Raw genomic sequence first — 18,186 nt, 5'->3', positions numbered from 1 at the left:
AAAGATTGACGCGAACTATTCTCCTTTACGGCTTAGCAGTTACTCTGCTGGTGATTACAGCCTATCTGATTCATCCCCGCTTCATCAGAGACATCAACAACAGAATTACCGATGCTGTCATGGCTTTCAGCAAGTCAAAACAGGCATCCGGTGCAGTCGTGATTGTCGATATCGATGAAAAAAGCCTGAATCAATATGGCCAGTGGCCATGGCCCAGATACCGCCTGGCACAGCTACTTACTAAAATCAACTTACTTGGGGCTGGCAGTGTCGGTCTCGATCTGATCCTGGCGGAACCTGACCGGACATCGCCGAAAAACTGGCAGGCAACAATAGGTCGTGAACTTGGATACCAAGTCGACATTTCCGGGATTCCTGAAAAAATCGCGGACAATGACCGGTTTCTTGCAGAGACCCTGGCAAAAGGTCCATTTGTCCTAGGGTATGAGTTTTTATTCAAAGGTGATTCCTCTAACAGGGCATTGTGCGGCCTCCATCCGGTAAACCCTGTCTGGCTTCACAATACCGGTGAAAGGGAATGGCAGTCCGGGTTTTTCAACGCTCAAGGTGTTGTCTGCAACCAAAAACTCTTCTCTGATGCCGTAAACTTCTCTGGTTTTCTGAATGCAACCCCCGATGCTGACGGCATTCTTCGTCGAGTGCCGCTGCTTATAAAGTTCGAGGACAGGCTATTCCCTTCTTTGGCGTTGGCAACGCTGATGCAGTCACGGCAGGTTTCGCAACTCCATATCTCACAGAAAGACAGTGGTTTCCTAAACCTTGTTGTCGGTGGAGCAATTATCCCGGTTGACAGACATGGAAATATGCTTGTCAATTTCAGCAGCGGCGAGTCAATACGCCATGTCTCAGCCGGCGATGTTCTTGGCAACATTATGCCACCCGGTAGTTTCAAAAATAAAATTGTCCTGGTCGGGTCTTCGGCTGCGGGATGGGCCCATGTTTACCAGACACCGGCCAGTCCGGTGCATAGCCATGTTGATGTCCATGCCCGGTTGCTAGAGAACCTTCTCTCTAATCAAATGGTCATACGCTCCCAGGAATTTCTAATTTGGGAAGCGCTGCTTGGACTACTCACTGCTGCCTTGCTCGGAGTCTGCGTAACAAAGATGGAAGTTTTGGGCAGTGCGCTTGTTGGTACGGTGTCTCTGCTTGTCATCTGGTCAGGTGCCGGCTTGGTTTTCCAGAAAACAGGCTTGCTCTTTTCTCCTTTTTTGCCCAGTTCGCTGGTTTTTCTTAATTATGTCGTACTGACAATTCTCAAGACCTGGAAAAACCAGCGGGCGGCAAGAGAAAGCGCCGACGATACCCTGGTGCTTCTCAAGGCTAGTGAACATAACCTCAATTCCATCATCAAGTCGGTTCCGGATATTATATTTAGACTGGATGCAACAGGTCGCATCACCTTTATCAGCCCTGCGATAACCAAATATACCGATACTCCCGAAAAGTTAATCGGGCAGCCTATTTTCTCCCTGGTTGCGCCGGATGATCTTAATAAGGCTCAGTACCGGCTGAATGAGAAGCGAACAGGCGAAAGAGCCACCTATGGACTAGAGATCCGACTATTGCTACCTCACAAGCATGAAGGTTGTTGTGAAGAAATCGGATATTTCAGTGTTTCTGCTGAGGGGATTTACCGAGGCGAGACCCCATGCTCGAAAGAGTTTGTCGGCACTCAGGGGATCATCCGTGATATCACCGATCAGAAGCGGCTTGAAGAGCGTCTATTGCACGCACAGAAGATGGAGGCAGTCGGTAAACTGGCCGCAGGCGTAGCCCATGATCTGAACAATATCCTTGCCGGGCTGGTTACTTATCCGGATCTGTTATTGCTGGAACTGCCAGGTGACAGCCCAATTAGAGACAAGGTGGCAATTATTCAGAGGTCCGGCCAGAAAGCGGCTGCTATTGTGCAGGACTTGCTGACGCTGGCTCGTCGCGGGGTAAAGGTTTCAGAGCCGGTAAATCTTAACAGGATTATATCCGACTATCTTGCATCCCCTGAGTTTGGCGCTGCATCAAGATATCATAGCAACGTAACTATTGAGACGGAGCTTGCCTCAGATCTTATGAACCTCAAAGGCTCGCGGGTACATCTCTCCAAGGTGATAATGAATGTTTTAAACAATGCTGCCGAGGCTATGCCAGCAGGGGGATCCATACTGTTATCCACATGCAACAAGTATCTGGATACCGTGTTGCATCTCTACGAAGAGATTCCTGCCGGGGAGTATGCCTGTGTGAGTGTTGCTGATGACGGGGTTGGCATTAGCGAAGAGGATCTGCAAAAGATCTTTGAGCCATTTTACAGCAAGAAGTTGATGAAACGCAGTGGCTCAGGATTGGGAATGACCGTTATCTGGGCCACGGTGAAGGATCATAACGGTTACATAGATCTGCAAAGCGCTGAAGGGGAAGGGACCCGGATTGTCATGTATTTCCCGGCAACCCGGGAAAGCGAAGAGTACCTTCCGCAGCGTATCGCATTGGATGAATATCTGGGGACAGAGCATATCCTGGTGGTTGACGATATGCCGGAACAGATTGAAGTTGCCTCCAAAATGCTTTCAAAATTGGGTTATCGGGTTGATACTGCGACTAGCGGCGAGGAGGCTGTTGCCTTCCTGCGCAGCAACAAGGTCGATCTGATTGTGCTGGACATGATCATGCCGGGGGGAATGGATGGCCTTGAGACCTATCAGCAGATCAGAGAGATCCATCCCGAACAAAAGGTTATTATTGCCAGTGGGTTCTCGGAATCTGAACGGGTTGTCACGCTCCAGAAACTTGGCGCCGGGGAGTATGTCCAGAAACCCTACACCCTTGAGCGGTTCGGTGTTGCTGTCAGGAAAGAGCTGGATCGGCAGGAGAATCCCTAAGTGTCGTTTGATTCGTCAGGGTGTTGGGATGCGGGACTTGAGTTGTTGTTCCAGTTCATCGGCTGCGGCAGTGAAATCTTCCAGTGAAAGGGTAAAATCCTCGACCCATTCCCTGGTTCTGTAATAATTCCTGTCATAGTAGCGATCCATTAACCCTTGCATGAATGGCTTCATCTCCCATCGTTCCAGATGGCCCATCAAGTCGCGATGATTGTCTCCCCCAAGCTTTTTCTTGATGCGATCGAGCGCTTCGGCCATTTCATCGCGGTACTCCGGTTTGCCATACTCTGAGGTTAGCCTGCTTACCCGGGTTTCCATTGAAGCATCGCACCACACCTTGATGCTGTCACGCATCACATCGTATAGGTTGCCAGGCAGGAAGAGTTTGCCGATCCGGCGGCTTTCCCCCTCCACTATTATCGGTTTTCCCGGTGCAGCGGCCCGAAATTCCTGCCAAAGAGCTGTTTCAAAGCTTTTCTGGGTCAGATGGGCCTGTGTCTGGCCAAGAGCTCCGAAAGCAGAACCGCGATGGCAGGCAATCCCTTCAAGGTCTATGACCGTATGGCCGCGCTTCTTAAGCAGCTCAAGAAAGGTTGTTTTGCCTATGCCTGTCATGCCATGCAATACGACAAGCGGGGCAGGAGTGGTGAGAGGATCGAAATACTCCACCACATGTTGTCGGAATGCCTTGTGGCCGCCTGTAAGCTGTACTGCATGGTAACCGGTAAGATCCAGGATTTCGGCTACCGTTCTGCTGCGCAGTCCCCCGCGCCAGCAATAGACAAGGATGGGACGGCTTGCTGCATTTGCCGCAATTTCAGCGACCATTGCCGGAAACCTTGCCGCAGTGAGTTCCAGTCCCCTGATCCTGGCCATATGTGGTCCCTGCTGCTTGTAGAGAGTCCCTACTTCGACCCGCTCATCATTGGTCAGCAACGGCACATTTATGGCCCCGGGGATGTGGTCCTCAGCATATTCCAACGGGGTGCGGACATCGACCAGCAGATGGCTATCCAGCAGGTTTTCTGAGAATGGGACGGTTTGTGGCATTTTCGGCTCTCCTGAAAAGTAGCGAGAGTATAGATCAGGGTAGAACTTTATGCAAGGAGGGTTGAAAGTTGCGATATGAGCAGTATACTGATTAAAAGTTTTGCAGATTAGGTGAAGTCCCTCGGTTTTTAGCAGTGCGAAAAGACGAGAGGACTATCATATTCAATATGAGGGGAGAAATCATGAAAAAGAGAATTTTGTCGATCGGCGCAGGTATTCTGCTTATCGGCGCAGCCACCGCCGGGGCGGAAAACAGGGCGGAAACCTTTTCCTTGACGCCGTTTGTCGGCGGCTACACTTTTGACGGCAAGCAGCATCTTGAGACCATGCCGGTAGTAGGTTTGCGGGGTGGCTATAACTTCACCGACAGGCTGGGTGCCGAGGCCGTGTTCGACTATGTCAAGACCGAGGGGACCCGTAATACGGCGAATAAAGCCAATGTCTATAATTACCATATGGATCTCCTGTATCATTTCCTGCCGACAGCAAAGGCGGTTCCGTTTCTGATGGCCGGCTACGGCGGGATGACCGTAGATCCTGACAATGCCACAAAATACACAAAAGGGGCTTTCAACTACGGAGCAGGGGTAAAGTATGCTCTTAGCGAGGCTGTTGAGCTGCGTGGTGAGGTAAGACACTTGCTGCATAAGAGATACGAAACCTTGAACAACGTAGAATATGGCTTGGGGCTTGGCTTCCTGTTCGGTGGGTCAAAACCGGCTCCTGCTCCAGTCGTTGCTCCGGTACCACCGCCGCCCAAACCTGCTCCTGTTGTGGAGCAGCCAAAGCCTGCTCCAGTCGTTGCTCCCCCCCCTCCACCAGCTCCGGCTCCGGCTCCGACTGCTTCGCTCTCGGTAGTGCCGAAATCAGTCATCAAAGGAACTCCCGCATCGCTGACATGGGCATGCCAGAACTCTACATCGGCTGAAATAAGACCGGAAATTGGCAAGGTTGCTGAGAAAGGCGTACTAGAAGTTATTCCATCCAACACAACGGACTACACACTCACCTGCTTAGGCGCTGGTGGAAAGGCTACCAGCTCGACCAATCTTGAAATCATCGAGATGGATTCTGATAAAGACGGTGTTCCGGATTACCGCGACAAGTGCCCGAACACGCCGGCTGGCATGCCAGTGGACAAGGACGGTTGCAGCCCGGAGACCTTGACCATCAAGCTTGATGTTGAGTTTGATACTGCCAAGGCGGACATCAAGAAAAAGTATCATGACGAAATTGGCAAGGTTGCCGAGTTTCTTGCCAAGTATCCGACTGTTTCCGGTACAATTGAAGGGCATACCGATGATGTCGGTGATGCCGGGATGAACAAAAAGCTCTCTCAGCGCCGCGCTGACAGTGTTCTGAAGTACCTGGTTGACAAGTATGGCATCGACAAGAAGCGACTGACGGCTGTTGGTTATGGCGAAGAAAAGCCAATCGCCGACAATAAGACAGCTGCAGGGCGTCAGAAGAACCGCAGGACAGTGGCCACTTTTGAGACTGTCATCAAGAGGTAAGGCAAGATGACCTGAAAACTGAAGGGCCGTCCCGGAAACGGGGCGGCCCTTTTGATTAACTGCAATATCTTTGGCTGATGAGCCTAATATAACTACTGTTTTTCCCTCAAAATAAGCTGCTTAAGTAGATTTTGCCGTTCTAAACTTCTGGTAAAACAGTTTTGTCAGCAATATTGCCTTGTTTTCCAAGACATGTATAACCCCTTCCTTTTCCAGCCTGTTCAGCACTCTGGTGACTGTTTCCCTGGCTACAGAGGCATAGCTCGCAATCTGCTGGTGGGTTAGTTTGACGTTGATTATCACGCCACGGTCGTCAAACACGCCGTAGAGTTCCTGAAGTCTGTCAAGCACTGCCATAACGCGATGCTCTGCATTGTCGAAACTCAAGATCTTGATCATGGCCCATGAGTCGCGCAACCTTGAACAGAGAAGATCTATGATCTTGCGCCTGATAGTTTCATGGCTCAACAGGTACCGTTCAAAATCGATTTTCGATAATAATCCTATGAGGCAATCTTCATGGGCGATGACTGTTGCCGGAGAAGTGTTGCCGTCAAGCAGTGACATCTCCCCGAAAAAGTCATTTTTCTTGTGAATGGTTATTATTTGCTCTCTGCCCTCGTCATTCAGTTTTACAACCCTGACCTTACCGGAATAGACGATGTACATGTAGTTGGCAGTGTCTTCCTCAAAAAGGACAATCTGGTCTTTGGAAAAACGCTTTCTGATAATAAGCCGGTCGACATGTTCAACCTCTTCGGCAGAGAGAGCGGCAAAGAACGGGATGTTCTTTATCAGATTACCGTCAGGTTTTGTTTTGGGCTCTATTCTCAGATCCATGTGTGCTCTTTCAGGGTCAGATAATACGAATAAACAATATCATGTAACTTATATAAAGCAATCAACCCTTGATTCAGTTCCCTTGATGCTCTCCGCCCGTTTCCATCCAGTAGATCCAGGCAAGTAGCTCTGCCACTGCCCGATACAGCTCCGGGGGGATGTCCCTGTCTATGTCCACTTGCAGTAACATCTCAACCAATTCCCGGGATTCATGGACGTAGACACCTGACTCGCGGGCAATCTCTATTATTGCCTCTGCCAATGCCCCCTTTCCTTTGGCAATTACCCGTGGGGCATAATCGCCTTTCTTGTAGGAGAGGGCGGCTGCCTGCCGGTCTTCACGGTGCCGGTTCATGCTTAACCTTCATACCGACCAGTGAAAGCCCGCCGCTCTCCATACCGTCAATCAACCGTTGTCGATGTTTTTCCATCATTTCTGCCGAGTCGGCCTCTACTGCAGAAACAGACAGCCTGACCTGCTTCCCGGTAACTGTTATGGCAGCGGCGATAGTTCCAAGACCGGGGAGCTCCAGGCGAAGCTCGGTATCCCATGATCTGGCACTGGGGGCCTTCCTTTGATGTTCATCGCCGCGAATTGTCCACTTCATCTGTTGTCCTTGCCATGCCTCTCCTTGCCAGACAAACTGCCCACTGTTCAACATTTCAAGCTGCTGCCTGATTACCGGGAGAGTCTGGCTGTCAGGTGGTTCAAACTGCGTAGGAAGCTTTGCCGGTTGGGCCGCCGCATCCCTCGCTTGATTCATGATGCTTTCCGGTTTTGATATTTCCGGCGATATGAGCGGCAATTGCCTGCCCGGTAGTTGCTCTGTATTATGTTTTGTTATCAGAGGTTTAGTGGCTGGAGCATCTGCTGGCTGCGGCAATGATTTGACGGCCTGCTCCTGGTTAAGTGCGGCGGGGTCAGCAGGATTGGTTATGTCGGGATCAATAGCTATCTTTAAGTCTGATGATGCCGTAATGGCATCTTTGGGCAGTGAGGGGGCACTGTTTGGTGCTGTCCCGGCGTCAGGTAGCAGGTTGGTTTTTGCCGGTTGGATAGCAGTTTGTGTGGGGTCAGTAACGATTTTGCCAGGTAGCGAGCTGTTTTCTCCTGAAGATTTCCCACTGGTTGCCCCATCGTCAGCAATAGGCCGGGCAACACTCTGTTTTTCAACAGTTGCAGCTGGTTCTTTTTCCAGGACAACCGCTTCTTTCGATATTTGCCCAGCTATCTCCAGATCCAACTTTTGAGGTGGTTGGGCAGTGGCTGGAGGAGTTCCTTGCGGAACAGGCTCTGCTTCAAGCCGCTGCCTGGGCAATGGCGCCAAAAAGTCAGATGAGTTGTCCGGAAGGAGCCGATCTCCCGTTGGTTCAGGCTGGGTCACAGGGAGAGGTCTGAAAGGCTTTTCTCCCTGAGTTGTTGTTGCCAAGGGTGAAAGTAATGAGCGGTTCGCAGAATCAGGCAGAGAAGGGGCTGAATCAGACGATTTCCTCGCAGCGGCTTCCGGTAGTGCTGTGTTGCTTGTCGCTTTGGCCGGTTCCTTTGGAGCATGAGCTGTCTCTGGTTGTGGGGTGATCTGTTTCGGTAACTTTTCGCTAATTGCAGGACGTTGGTCGGGTGGAGTGGTTTCCGCTTTAACAGTAGGCCCGGGGCTACTGTTGCCGCTTGAAGGTAGCGATACTTCTGCTGTCAATATGTTCTGCTTTACCGGAGCTTCAGCAGGCCGTTCCGGAGTGGCCTGCGCCAATGTTGAGAGCCGCCCTTGAGGCTCCTGCAGCAATTCCTCAAGCGGGTAACTGCCGTCGCTCCAGCGTTGCAGATGCGACTCATAGAACAAACCGCTCCTCCTGACAGTCTCTTTCAGCTTCAGGGCAATTGCCCCATTGTCCGCAGGAAGCGTGTCGAACAATCTGACACTTTGCAGATGCTGGTTGCTGTCCGCAGAAGAGGTTCCTGATGGGCCGGCAGCGACACTGCCGAGCCAGCGGCTCGTCGTGCTGATGTTTACCTCTGAACCTTTTACTGTTTGTGCAGAGATGGCAAAGGTCAAACGGGGTTGATCGCCAATATAGGTCATCTTGAGGGTTACACCGGTCTTGGTTTCGCCGGGTAGCGCCATGTCCAGAACTTCACCATTGACACGGACAAGGAATCTTCCGTTCGGCTGTTTAAGCAGGACCTCCCCGGAGACTTCGGCTCCCGGCGCAATTTGCAATGATTTTGAGGGGCTGCCTGACGCCTCGATCATCGAGGCGGTTCCATTTTTAATGGCGGTTAGAATGGCACTCAGTGATTCTCTCGAAATCTCCATTGCTCCTCTCTTTCATTTGAATGATAACCTTGAGCTCGGCTTATGGCAAGGAATGAGCAGTGTATGACGCTGAGTGTTGACTCGTTATTCTTGTAAAGGCAGGTACCACCACCAGATGGAGCTGGATTCTCCCATAACTGTGCAACTAATTATGTCGTTCAAGGAGAAGCAGACCTTTGAGGCGATTCAGCGGGTAAAGTGTCGCTGATCGGCGCAAGCTTGACTTTTTACTCCAGCACATTAAAATAATGACGGAAAAATTCTAACCTTAACATCCACGCAAGGAGAGATAAAGGCATGCGTATTATTGTTTTGACTTTATGTCTGGCTGTTCTGTCGTCAACAGCTGCTGCTGAAACAATCAAACTTGGCGGCACAGGGAGCATGATACCTATGGTCACTGATTTAGCTAATGCCTACATGAAGAAGCACCCCGCCGATAAAGTGGAGGTTAACCAGAAGTCCATGGGACAGCCGGGCGGGATAGCGGCGCTCAATGCTGGTGCGATCGATATCGCAATGTCTGGAATGAGGCTTACCGGCGAGCAAGCTGTACTCCCTATAAAGGCTTATGAGATTGCTAAAGTCGCAGGGGTTGTCGCGGTCACTAATGATGTACCGGTATCAAACATTTCAAGCCAGCAGCTTTGTGATATTTACGCAGGCAAGCTAAAGAACTGGAAACAGTTGGGAGGTAACGACTCAACCATTACTGTGCTTACAAGGCCAGAGAGCGACACCACAAAAATGACTTTCAGGAGAGGGTTTGCTTGTATGACGAACCTAAAAGAAGGTCCTGATGTCATGAGTCTCTCAAAATCGTCGGATATGTTTAACGCTCTGGAAACCAAAAAGAGCGCCATCGGTATCGTGGATTCTATTGCCCTGTCTGATGCTGCTGGGAAGTTCAAGGCATTGAAGGTTGACGGCATTAGTTATGAGCAGTATGAAAGCGGTAAATGGCCATATGGCCTTAGAAACCACCTGGTAGTGAGAATCGGCGAGAAGAAAGAAGCCGTTAAGAGGTTCCTGGAGTTTGTCAAAACAGCCGAGGCCCAAGCAATAATCAGGCATAACAAGGCCAAACCTGTATTCAACTTGCAATGAAAAAAAGAGCACCCAATGGTAGTCGATATATTACTCAATACTTAAAGACAGAAGAAAGAAGGGCTGGCACGCAGTTGCTAGCCCTTCTTTGTATTTCATGCTGGATTACTTCTACTAGACAAATGGTAGGTTAGAGTGCTATACCATGGGCGGGTTTTGTCTGAAATGTTCAAGTCTAATCATCTGTTTTAACTGTAGCTGGTTACATTTAGAAGTCTAAGGTCGGACCTAACCAAGTCTTTGGATTATTTCTGAACCCAAAATTTTTCTGCGCCCGTAGCTCAGCTGGATAGAGTACCTGGCTTCGAACCAGGGTGTCGGGAGTTCGAATCTCTCCGGGCGCGCCATATAAAACATTAAGCGGTTAGGCTGTTGCCTAGCCGCTTTTTTTGTATGTAAGGGGAAAATAAATAATTTCTAACGATTTGATTTTATTTGTTCAAATTTGTGATGCGCTCTCAATTTTACTGGAACTCTAAGGTTGTAGAATTGGACTGGCAGAGAGTTTAGCCCGCGGATTCAGCTAGGCAGTGGCAACACAGACGTTGACTCGCTGGCGCGCCACTGATGCCCCTGTTTTCTTCCTTGATTGCAAAATGACAAAAAAGCAATTTTTTTCGCCGGTTGGCAAAGAAATACTAATTGATGTGGTATTATTTGTTCAAGTTGTTATGGCTATGGTTAATGATCCTTATAAGAAATGTGAGATTTGTGGATTCTTTGACTTAAGCTGCCTATTGAATTGTCCGATTATATAAGAAAAGCACATCATTACATCATTGGATGAGCGATTATGAGACGTAACTTGAATAGGGGCGCTGGTATGCAGATTTGGTTCAAAAAGAAACAGGGATCATGCTGTACATCAGAGTTATTTGTTGCCCAGATTCATGGGGCCCAGGGCTTTAGTCTCGTAGAGCTTATTACGGTTGTGGCAGTAATTGCGGCTCTTGCAGCCATAGCTTTGCCAGCTGGGGCTAATTATGTAAATAGGGCTAAAATTGCAAGGTGTCTTGGCGATCTTCAAACAATCAACAACGAAATACAGGCTTATTATATCGATAGGAATTCTTATCCTGGCTCCTTGAGTGATATTGGCCGGGGATCCTTTACCGATCCCTGGGGACAGCTTTACGTGTATAACAACATCGTTACAAATGGGAACCCTCTGATGGGTACCATTGATCAGCTGAATTCCGGAAACGATTACGATCTGTACAGCAAAGGCGCAGATCTTCAAACACGCAGTCCTGATTATGATGACGCGGTATGTGAAGATGATATTGTCAGGGCTTCAGATGGCAGCTTTTTTGGCAAGAGAAAAGATTTTTAGGGTAAATTGCATGATAAAGGTACTGCTATGACCTGTTTGTGTCCAAAATGTGGCGCTTCCATCGAAATGGATCATACTGGAATTCCTAGTGAAGGATTGAAAACCGCTTGTCCGGTATGCAAAGCACGATTACAAATAGTCAGGGAATCGTTTGCTCGAATGGCGTATGGCAGTTCTTCCGGGAAAAGCTGTGCTTCCTGTGGTGGTCAGCTTGGTACTGGGCTTAACTGTACGGTTTGCGGAGTTCTTTATCCCGACTTCTTTATGGCAGCTGATCCTGCTGTAATAAAACGGCATGCACGTGAACTCAAGCGGCAGCAGATGCTGGCAGTTTTTAAAGATGTTGAGTTCTCTCTGCCGAGTTTCAAAGGGAGTGGCGCCGGCAAACCAAAACTTGCCTATAGTGCCAAAGCAGTGGTCAAAGGCAGTAGAGCCGCCTCAGGTATGTCACGTAGTCTCCCTGCATTGATTGGCGTAATTGTCTTAATTGTAGCGGTTTTTGGCGGCGGCTACGTTATGTATACCAAAAACAAAGCGGAAAAAATGTATGTGGAGACCTATTTTAAAGCACTCTACGGAATAAAAACTGGCAATGATCTAAGCACTAAGGTAATCAGTAGGATAGCGACAGAATGGAAGTCAGCCCAGGATTCAGGACGATCTTTCGCACCGTTTCCTTCTGCTGAAGATTTGACTAAACTCAACAAGGTGAAGTCGGAAGTCGAAAAAATTATTGCAAAGCAGTTGGCAGACCCCCCTGATAAATTTGCTGCATCCCGGGAAGGTTTGGTAAAGCTGAATGGACAGTATGGAAGGCTGCATGCATTGGCATCTACGCCGCCAAACTCTCTTCCAGAGCTGAATGATGCCTTTGGAAAGGCGTCAGCATCGTTTGCTGAATCAGCAAAATCGCTAAAATCTACGCTTCCAGAGGTTATGACTGCTGAGCTTGAGAATGCAAAGAAGAAATACAAAAATCTGAGGGAGTTCTAAAAGTGTGCGTGAGGAGCTTATAGAGCGGATGCTATGGGTGCTTAAATTGAAATTAGACAGATAAATAAAAAAAGCCGCCAAATTAAAGGCGGCTTTTTGATTCTAATTAGTAAAAAACTTGCTGTTAAGTTGTGGCAAGTGTTGTTAGTTAATGGGGTGGCTAGTGGGATTTGAACCCACGTATGTACGAGTCACAGTCGTAAGTGTTAACCGCTTCACCATAGCCACCATAAAATGGGTTTTCATTTGGCACGCCCGACAGGATTCGAACCTGTGGCCTACGGCTTAGAAGGCCGTTGCTCTATCCAGCTGAGCTACGGGCGCAGAGTTTGGTCGGGGTGAGAGGATTCGAACCTCCGACCCCCTGCTCCCAAGGCAGGTGCGCTAGCCAGACTGCGCTACACCCCGAAGTCCTGAGTTTTAACATAACTGCTGTGTTCGTGCAAGCATTTTTTGGCCAAAATAAAATATGGCATAAAATCAGTTATTGCAGCGAGAAAGGTAATTCGTAAATCGCCGGAAAGCCTCTGCTCGGTGGCTGATTCTATTCTTTATAGACATATCCAGTTCGGCAAGTGTTTTGTTGTACCCGGTAACCAGAAAAAGTGGGTCATAGCCGAATCCGTTGTTTCCACGAGGTTGTTCAATGATGCTGCCGGCAAGTTGTCCGGTAAAGGTGGCACATGTGCCATCGGGGGAGCAAAAGGCTATGCAGCAGCTGAATCTTGCTGTTCTTTCCTCGTGATTAATGTTTGCCAGTTCATATAATAATTTTTTGTTATTCTCCTGGTCAGTGGCAGCTTCTCCGGCAAATCTGGCTGAATGCACCCCAGGGCGGCCGCCGAGATAATTTACTTCTAGCCCGGAATCATCTGCGATAGTGGGAATGCCGGTCTCCCTTGCTGCATAGCTCGCCTTTATTATGGCATTTTCCTCAAAAGTCTCCCCTGTTTCTGGTGGCAGGATCATTTGCGGAAAATCTGCTAGGGAGAAAAGCTCGGTTACCTGATTGGACAGCAATTCCGAGAATTCACAGAACTTACCACGATTGGATGTGGCTATAAGCAGCTGCTTCATTTAGTCAAAGCCGTTTTTTGGATTTCGAACAGCCGCTTAATTCCTGCAATTGCATGATCGCGCATCCGGTCCATTTCCTCGATGGTGAACGGTTCGTTTTCAGCGGTTCCTTGTACTTCTACAAAGCGTCCTGATGAGGTCATGACGAAGTTCATGTCAACCTCAGCGTTTGAATCCTCGGAATAATCAAGGTCAAGCAGGGGTACGCCGTTTATGATACCGACACTTACTGCTGCAACTGCTTCTTTTATAGGTGATGATGCAATGACCTTGCGTTCCTGAAGCCCCTGCAAAGCGTCGGCGAGAGCAACGTAGGCTCCGGTTATCGAAGCGGTGCGCGTGCCGCCGTCAGCTTGAATAACATCACAATCTAAATGCACGGTCCTCTCGCCAAGTAGCGTCATGTTTATGACGCTACGGAGTGATCTCCCGATCAATCGCTGGATTTCGTGGGTTCTTCCCCCCACTTTTCCTTTTGAAGATTCACGAGGCGATCTGGTATGCGTTGCTCTGGGTAGCATTGAATATTCTGCTGTAACCCATCCAGTGCCTTTTCCTCTCAGAAATGGGGGTACGCTCTCTTCGACCGAAGCGGTGCAGATAACTTTGGTATGTCCGAACTCTACAAGAACAGAGCCTTCTGCATATCTGTTGAAATTTCTGGTGATGGTAACAGGCCGGAGGTCACCGGCATTTCTTCCGTCAGCTCGCATTGATTCTTCCTTTCGATAAGTTGCCGGTATAAGTATCAGAGGGGATTTCTGCTGTCAACGAGACTCTTGAAGGGGGAGGGCTGGCAAAAGAAAAGGGGCGCCCATGGACGCCCCTTGCTCTTTGTATGATGGTGATTTCTATCCCAGAAAATGATTATGGCTTCTTGCCCTGTTGGTGAGGATAGTAGGATCGAGGACCTCTCCACAACATGTGCATTTCCAGGCATCGAAGGATCTCACGTAATCATAAAACTTCTCGTTGAACATACGGCCTTTGCATTTAGGACATTTCATGATTTAGCCCCCCTCATGGCATAAATATCAAACAGACAAGCGATATATTCAGCTAACGTGCCTAACTGTGAGGGCTTGCAAAAATTAAAATATTTAATTAGCGGACCATGTTGGGTAAGTGGTGTAAATTCAAGCTGTTATGGGGTGCGAAAAAAATCATTGTCTTGGATTATTTATTAGGAATGCGCTTGAAATCCATAGACGAGCTATCAGCATGGCTTTACAGCTGACAATCTATTGACGCTTGACGCGGTTGATTAGGCCGAAGGAGCTTCTGAAATAGTGAAAAGCAACTGTGTGGTCGATATAGTGTATGGCAGTATTAACAGAATTATTAGCCAGATATTTCAACAAAAACAGCAGATAAGTGATTTATATCACGGAAAAGCCAGTCTGCTGGTTGTTGAGGGTTGCGGTCGTCATAATTGTGACGCTCGGAGGATGCGTATCCCGCGTTGTGCTTACTTGAAGGGGCAACTTCATTTGACGGAAGGACACGGATTCTGTATTCTCGTGCAATGGAAAATAATGAAGACCATAAATGGGAAGACCTTTGTCTGCAGTGTGGCAGATGTTGCTTTGAAAAGATCGAGAACGAAGACGGCACGATATTCTTTACGGCAACCCCTTGTCGTTACCTGGATGTCGTCTCTCGTGAGTGCAAGGTGTATGAGCGGCGTTTTACAATAAACCCTGATTGCATCGGGTTGACACCTGAGCTTGTCAAGTCGCTTACCTGGCTACATGATGAATGCGGGTATCGCAGTCATTTCGGGTTGAAACGTCGACCAACAAAGAAAGATGCCGGACCGAATGGAGATAATAAATAAGCATGAATCAGTTAATGCCGAATCTTAGATTAATACGTGGCGGGAAACTCTCTACCGCCGATTACTTGTCACTGACAGTAGATGATAAGCTGACCCATCTGAGGGCGCTCCCGGTGACACGGCGCCTTGAGCTCCTGATAGAGGATTCTGAGGCAAAGAAGGTTATCTCTGAATTTACCCCTCAGGAATTCTATCTCATGGTCAAGGAGATCGGTGAGACCGACGCCTCGCAGCTGCTTGACAACGGGACAACAGAACAGATCTCAGTATGCCTTGATTTGGATCTGTGGCAAAAATGGGAGTTCAGCCACGATAAGGCTATTATCTGGCTTGAGTATCTTCTCTCGGTAAACGAAGCAGATTCCATGAAGATTCTTTCCCGATTGGATCCTGAGCTTCTTCAGCTGATCCTGTTTGAGGAGATCGAGGTCGGCGGAGGTGGCGGAGAACTGGCAACCGACTCCGAGCGGCTGGGGGATTGGGACCACTCGTTTGACAGTGTTTACTACCTGACTTTCCGTAATGCCAAGCATGCACGGTTGATCGGCACCTTGATCGACATTATCTTCAGAAACGACCGAGCCCTTTATCTTGACCTGATGGAGGGGCGTAGCGCATCGGTAAAGAGTGAGATCGAAGATATGTGCTACCAGTTCAGGTGCGGTCGTCTGGCAGACCTCGGGTTTCCTTCATATGAGGAAGCCATGGAGGCTTGTGCCCCTTTGCCTCCCGAAAGATATGCCCCTGGCGAAGAGAAAATTTCGGTTATCTATGACACGGAAAACGCCATTTCTTTTGTGCCCCCTTTGGTTGATGAGACGCTCTTGTCCAGGGTGCTTGCGCGGGAAATGACCGAGTCGCTTCGCCAGGAACTGGAGTTGCTGCTGAATTGCGCCATGGTTGCCGAAGGTAGCTATGGCGCAGATCTGGAAAAGGCTCGCTCGGTAACGCTCAGGGTTTATGGCTGGCTGAACCTGGCCCTGGAGTATCTTTGCGGTTCCGATGAATCTGCGGCGGCAGCGGTTGTTCGGAAAGAGCAGTTCAAGCGGCTCTTTCGCCTCGGTCATGGCATTGTGCAGCAGGTCGCGCGACTGGCGAGAACGGTCACTTCTGCTGAATATGCAACCGGCAAGGCATTGAGAGGGTTCACCGCAGAACGTCCCCTCTTTTATCGAGGGCTGGATGACGATCGCGCGGATGGCTATCGTGAATTCAACTCCATGAACGATATTCGACTGGCCAACGAGTTTCTGAATCGACTGCGAGGATGACCAGGCGCTGAGGGGTAGTGAATGACGCAGTATGTGCTGCTGGCGACAGGAGTTGTTATCGGTGGCTTTGCGGGGTGGGCCATCGCCTGGTCACGCCTCAACCTTATCAGGGAAAGGGACAAATTCGACCTGGAAGCCGAGGCTGCCAGGCTTTTGGAGCGGCTTCAGTCGAGAGATCGCCAGATCGAAGAATTGAAGCAGCTGCAGGCACGACAGGAGAGCGAGCGGGGTGAAACAGCCGCAAATATTGCCCGGTTGCAGATCTCGCTGGCGTCGAAGGAGACCCTGCTTCAGGAAGAACGCAAGGGAGCTGCCGAAAAGCTGGCAGTTTTTAACGAAGCCCAGGCCAAACTGTCGGATGCCTTTCAGGCGCTTTCCGCCCAGGCGCTGCAGAACAACAACCAGGCGTTCCTCGATCTGGCCAGGACAACCCTGGAAAAGTTTCAGGAAGGTGCGCGGGGTGATCTGGAGCTGCGGAGGCGTGCCATCGATGAAATGGTAAGGCCGATGAAGGAGTCTCTGGAGCGGGTTGACCAGAAGATCGGTGAGTTTGAAAAGGTCCGGGCCACGGCATTTGACACCCTTGCCGAGCAGTTGAGATCGCTTGCCTCAAGCCAGTCGCAGCTTCAGGGAGAGACCGCACGCCTGGTAAAGGCGTTGCGCGCGCCTACTGTCCGGGGTCGCTGGGGTGAAATCCAGCTCAAACGGGTGGTCGAGATCGCCGGCATGCTTAATTACTGCGATTTCCTCGAACAGGAGAGTGTCAACTCCCCTGACGGCAGGTTGCGCCCCGATATGGTGGTCAAGCTCCCTAGCGGCCGCAATATTGTCATTGATGCCAAAACCCCGCTCATGGCTTACCTAGAGGCCTTGGAGGCCGGGGATGATGACACAAAGATCCGCCACCTTCAGGACCATGCCCGACAGATTCGCACCCATCTGACCAAACTCAGCGCCAAAGGTTATTGGGACCAGTTTCAGCCGACTCCGGAGTTCGTGGTGCTCTTCCTGCCTGGCGAGACCTTTTTCAGTGCTGCCTTGGAGCAGGACCCGTCGCTGATCGAGTTTGGGGTTGGTCAGCGGGTAATCCTGGCAACTCCGACAACTTTGATCGCCCTACTGCGGGCCGTTGCCTATGGTTGGCGCCAGGAACAGCTTGCCGAGAATGCCCAGGCCATAAGCGACCTCGGCAAAACTTTGTATGAACGGCTGCTCCTCATGACCGGGCACTTCACCGACATGCGCAAGGGGCTGGAGCGTGCCGTAGAATCATATAACAAGGCAGTCGGGTCAATGGAGTCCCGCGTTCTTGTCTCTGCCAGACGCTTCAAGGAGTTGGGTGCAGCCAGTGAGACCGGTATCGATGATCTGGCAACTATCGATACTGCTCCGCGCTCCCTTCATCTTGGCGATGTTTTACCATCCGATGCTTCGCGTCCCTGATGTACGGAGAGTTTTCTCGATGATTATTTTCTGCACCCCCTGTACAAGCGGCAATCTTTTTGGTATTCTCTGCAGCATCCACCCCGAAGGAGGCTATTGATCATGGCTGAAGAAGAAAACGGAATGGGCACCGGTATGGTTCTCCTGTCATTTCTGGTAGGTGCTGCTCTGGGGAGCAGTCTGGTGCTATTACTCAAGCAGAACGAGTCGGAAGATCAGGATTCCTCGTCAGAAGACGGGCCGCTTTTCATCTAGCACCTCGCGAATCTGCCCCGGTAACGGCGGCAGAGATATTTTTTCTTGCATCGGGAAGCGACTGATGATATAAAAACTCTTCCTTTGAGCCCAGGTGGCGGAATTGGTAGACGCGCTAGATTCAGGTTCTAGTATTCGCAAGGATGTGCTGGTTCGATTCCAGTCCTGGGCACCAAAAATTAAGGGGTTAGCTAATAAGCTAACCCCTTTTTATTTCAATGTTACGCAACCAAAGTCCTTCCATAATCACTGAA

The 18,186-nt window shown here is 49.7% G+C and carries 15 protein-coding genes and 5 tRNA genes; 11 read left to right on the top strand and 9 right to left on the bottom strand.

Features of this window, described 5'->3' with window-relative positions; genetic code table 11:
• The first annotated feature begins 50 nt into the window (after positions 1-50).
• Positions 51-2,900: a CHASE2 domain-containing protein gene (locus KI809_RS01130; RefSeq protein WP_214169679.1), complete on the top strand. Its 2,850-nt coding sequence runs from the start codon at positions 51-53 to the stop codon at positions 2,898-2,900.
• A 15-nt stretch (positions 2,901-2,915) separates the two neighbouring features.
• Here the strand turns inward: KI809_RS01130 and mnmH are convergent, their stop codons facing one another.
• A complete protein-coding gene (mnmH, locus tag KI809_RS01125; RefSeq protein WP_214169678.1) occupies positions 2,916-3,950 on the bottom strand; it encodes a tRNA 2-selenouridine(34) synthase MnmH in 1,035 nt (344 codons plus the stop codon).
• Positions 3,951-4,132: 182 nt separating this feature from the next.
• On the opposite strand from mnmH, the gene KI809_RS01120 reads away from it, so the two are divergent.
• Positions 4,133-5,464 carry an OmpA family protein gene (locus KI809_RS01120; protein ID WP_214169677.1) on the top strand — a complete coding sequence of 444 codons (1,332 nt, stop codon included), beginning with the start codon at positions 4,133-4,135 and terminating at the stop codon, positions 5,462-5,464.
• Between the two features lie 120 nt (positions 5,465-5,584).
• Here KI809_RS01120 and KI809_RS01115 read toward each other — a convergent pair whose 3' ends face one another.
• From KI809_RS01115 to fliK, 3 genes are all read right to left on the bottom strand, one after another.
• Positions 5,585-6,304, bottom strand: coding sequence for a Crp/Fnr family transcriptional regulator (locus tag KI809_RS01115; protein ID WP_214169676.1), 720 nt, complete (start codon positions 6,302-6,304; stop codon positions 5,585-5,587).
• Between the two features lie 73 nt (positions 6,305-6,377).
• Positions 6,378-6,659: an EscU/YscU/HrcU family type III secretion system export apparatus switch protein gene (locus tag KI809_RS01110; protein ID WP_214169675.1), complete on the bottom strand. Its 282-nt coding sequence runs from the start codon at positions 6,657-6,659 to the stop codon at positions 6,378-6,380.
• Positions 6,643-8,616, bottom strand: coding sequence for a flagellar hook-length control protein FliK (fliK, locus tag KI809_RS01105; RefSeq protein WP_214169674.1), 1,974 nt, complete (start codon positions 8,614-8,616; stop codon positions 6,643-6,645). The genes KI809_RS01110 and fliK overlap by 17 nt, the downstream gene beginning before the upstream one ends.
• A 297-nt stretch (positions 8,617-8,913) precedes the next feature.
• Between fliK and KI809_RS01100 the strand changes: the two genes are divergently transcribed.
• The 4 genes from KI809_RS01100 (at position 8,914) to KI809_RS01085 (ending at position 12,049) form a co-directional block, all read left to right on the top strand.
• Entirely contained in the window at positions 8,914-9,723 is an 810-nt protein-coding gene (locus KI809_RS01100) for an extracellular solute-binding protein (protein WP_214169673.1), read from the top strand.
• Between the two features lie 270 nt (positions 9,724-9,993).
• Positions 9,994-10,070: transfer RNA gene (locus KI809_RS01095), tRNA-Arg, on the top strand.
• 476 nt (positions 10,071-10,546) lie between these two features.
• The gene (locus KI809_RS01090) at positions 10,547-11,056 is read left to right on the top strand and encodes a prepilin-type N-terminal cleavage/methylation domain-containing protein (protein ID WP_214169672.1); all 510 of its coding nucleotides are present in this window, start codon (positions 10,547-10,549) and stop codon (positions 11,054-11,056) included.
• Between the two features lie 66 nt (positions 11,057-11,122).
• Complete coding sequence (locus KI809_RS01085) at positions 11,123-12,049, top strand: hypothetical protein (protein ID WP_214169671.1); 927 nt, start codon at positions 11,123-11,125, stop codon at positions 12,047-12,049.
• 152 nt (positions 12,050-12,201) lie between these two features.
• Here KI809_RS01085 and KI809_RS01080 read toward each other — a convergent pair.
• The 5 genes from KI809_RS01080 to rph form a co-directional block, all read right to left on the bottom strand.
• Positions 12,202-12,277: transfer RNA gene (locus KI809_RS01080), tRNA-His, on the bottom strand.
• 19 nt (positions 12,278-12,296) lie between these two features.
• Positions 12,297-12,373: transfer RNA gene (locus tag KI809_RS01075), tRNA-Arg, on the bottom strand.
• Between the two features lie 6 nt (positions 12,374-12,379).
• A tRNA-Pro gene (locus KI809_RS01070) sits at positions 12,380-12,457 on the bottom strand.
• Positions 12,458-12,529: 72 nt separating this feature from the next.
• Positions 12,530-13,126 (bottom strand): XTP/dITP diphosphatase, encoded by a 597-nt coding sequence (locus KI809_RS01065; RefSeq protein ID WP_214169670.1) that lies wholly within the window; start codon positions 13,124-13,126, stop codon positions 12,530-12,532.
• Entirely contained in the window at positions 13,123-13,839 is a 717-nt protein-coding gene (gene rph / locus KI809_RS01060) for a ribonuclease PH (RefSeq protein ID WP_214169669.1), read from the bottom strand. Before rph ends, KI809_RS01065 begins: the two co-directional genes overlap by 4 nt.
• Before the next feature lie 812 nt (positions 13,840-14,651).
• On the opposite strand from rph, the gene KI809_RS01055 reads away from it, so the two are divergent.
• From KI809_RS01055 to KI809_RS01035, 5 genes are all read left to right on the top strand, one after another.
• A complete protein-coding gene (locus KI809_RS01055; protein ID WP_214169668.1) occupies positions 14,652-14,963 on the top strand; it encodes a YcgN family cysteine cluster protein in 312 nt (103 codons plus the stop codon).
• Positions 14,964-14,965: 2 nt separating this feature from the next.
• Entirely contained in the window at positions 14,966-16,234 is a 1,269-nt protein-coding gene (locus tag KI809_RS01050) for a DUF6178 family protein (RefSeq protein ID WP_214169667.1), read from the top strand.
• Positions 16,235-16,255: 21 nt separating this feature from the next.
• Positions 16,256-17,677 (top strand): DNA recombination protein RmuC, encoded by a 1,422-nt coding sequence (locus tag KI809_RS01045; RefSeq protein ID WP_214169666.1) that lies wholly within the window; start codon positions 16,256-16,258, stop codon positions 17,675-17,677.
• A gap of 102 nt (positions 17,678-17,779) precedes the next feature.
• On the top strand, positions 17,780-17,932 hold the full coding sequence (locus tag KI809_RS01040; RefSeq protein ID WP_214169665.1) for a hypothetical protein: 153 nt from the start codon (positions 17,780-17,782) through the stop codon (positions 17,930-17,932).
• An 88-nt stretch (positions 17,933-18,020) separates the two neighbouring features.
• Positions 18,021-18,107: transfer RNA gene (locus tag KI809_RS01035), tRNA-Leu, on the top strand.
• Positions 18,108-18,186 lie beyond the last annotated feature (79 nt).

Source organism: Geoanaerobacter pelophilus (assembly GCF_018476885.1).
GTDB classification, from domain to species: Bacteria; Desulfobacterota; Desulfuromonadia; order Geobacterales; family DSM-12255; genus Geoanaerobacter; species Geoanaerobacter pelophilus.
The sequence above is the reverse complement of the archived record's forward strand: the minus strand, read 5'-3'. Positions and strand labels throughout refer to the sequence as shown.

What these genes read in the sequence shown, in the direction of transcription:
- KI809_RS01115 (WP_214169676.1), bottom strand. Translation starts at nt 6,304, where the DNA reads ATGGATCTGAGAATAGAGCCCAAAACAAAACCTGACGGTAATCTGATA.
- KI809_RS01120 (WP_214169677.1), top strand. Translation starts at nt 4,133, where the DNA reads ATGAAAAAGAGAATTTTGTCGATCGGCGCAGGTATTCTGCTTATCGGC.
- KI809_RS01065 (WP_214169670.1), bottom strand. Translation starts at nt 13,126, where the DNA reads ATGAAGCAGCTGCTTATAGCCACATCCAATCGTGGTAAGTTCTGTGAA.
- mnmH (WP_214169678.1), bottom strand. Translation starts at nt 3,950, where the DNA reads ATGCCACAAACCGTCCCATTCTCAGAAAACCTGCTGGATAGCCATCTG.
- fliK (WP_214169674.1), bottom strand. Translation starts at nt 8,616, where the DNA reads ATGGAGATTTCGAGAGAATCACTGAGTGCCATTCTAACCGCCATTAAA.
- KI809_RS01040 (WP_214169665.1), top strand. Translation starts at nt 17,780, where the DNA reads ATGGCTGAAGAAGAAAACGGAATGGGCACCGGTATGGTTCTCCTGTCA.
- KI809_RS01100 (WP_214169673.1), top strand. Translation starts at nt 8,914, where the DNA reads ATGCGTATTATTGTTTTGACTTTATGTCTGGCTGTTCTGTCGTCAACA.
- KI809_RS01110 (WP_214169675.1), bottom strand. Translation starts at nt 6,659, where the DNA reads ATGAACCGGCACCGTGAAGACCGGCAGGCAGCCGCCCTCTCCTACAAG.
- KI809_RS01090 (WP_214169672.1), top strand. Translation starts at nt 10,547, where the DNA reads ATGCAGATTTGGTTCAAAAAGAAACAGGGATCATGCTGTACATCAGAG.
- KI809_RS01085 (WP_214169671.1), top strand. Translation starts at nt 11,123, where the DNA reads ATGGATCATACTGGAATTCCTAGTGAAGGATTGAAAACCGCTTGTCCG.
- KI809_RS01045 (WP_214169666.1), top strand. Translation starts at nt 16,256, where the DNA reads ATGACGCAGTATGTGCTGCTGGCGACAGGAGTTGTTATCGGTGGCTTT.
- rph (WP_214169669.1), bottom strand. Translation starts at nt 13,839, where the DNA reads ATGCGAGCTGACGGAAGAAATGCCGGTGACCTCCGGCCTGTTACCATC.
- KI809_RS01055 (WP_214169668.1), top strand. Translation starts at nt 14,652, where the DNA reads ATGGAAAATAATGAAGACCATAAATGGGAAGACCTTTGTCTGCAGTGT.
- KI809_RS01050 (WP_214169667.1), top strand. Translation starts at nt 14,966, where the DNA reads ATGAATCAGTTAATGCCGAATCTTAGATTAATACGTGGCGGGAAACTC.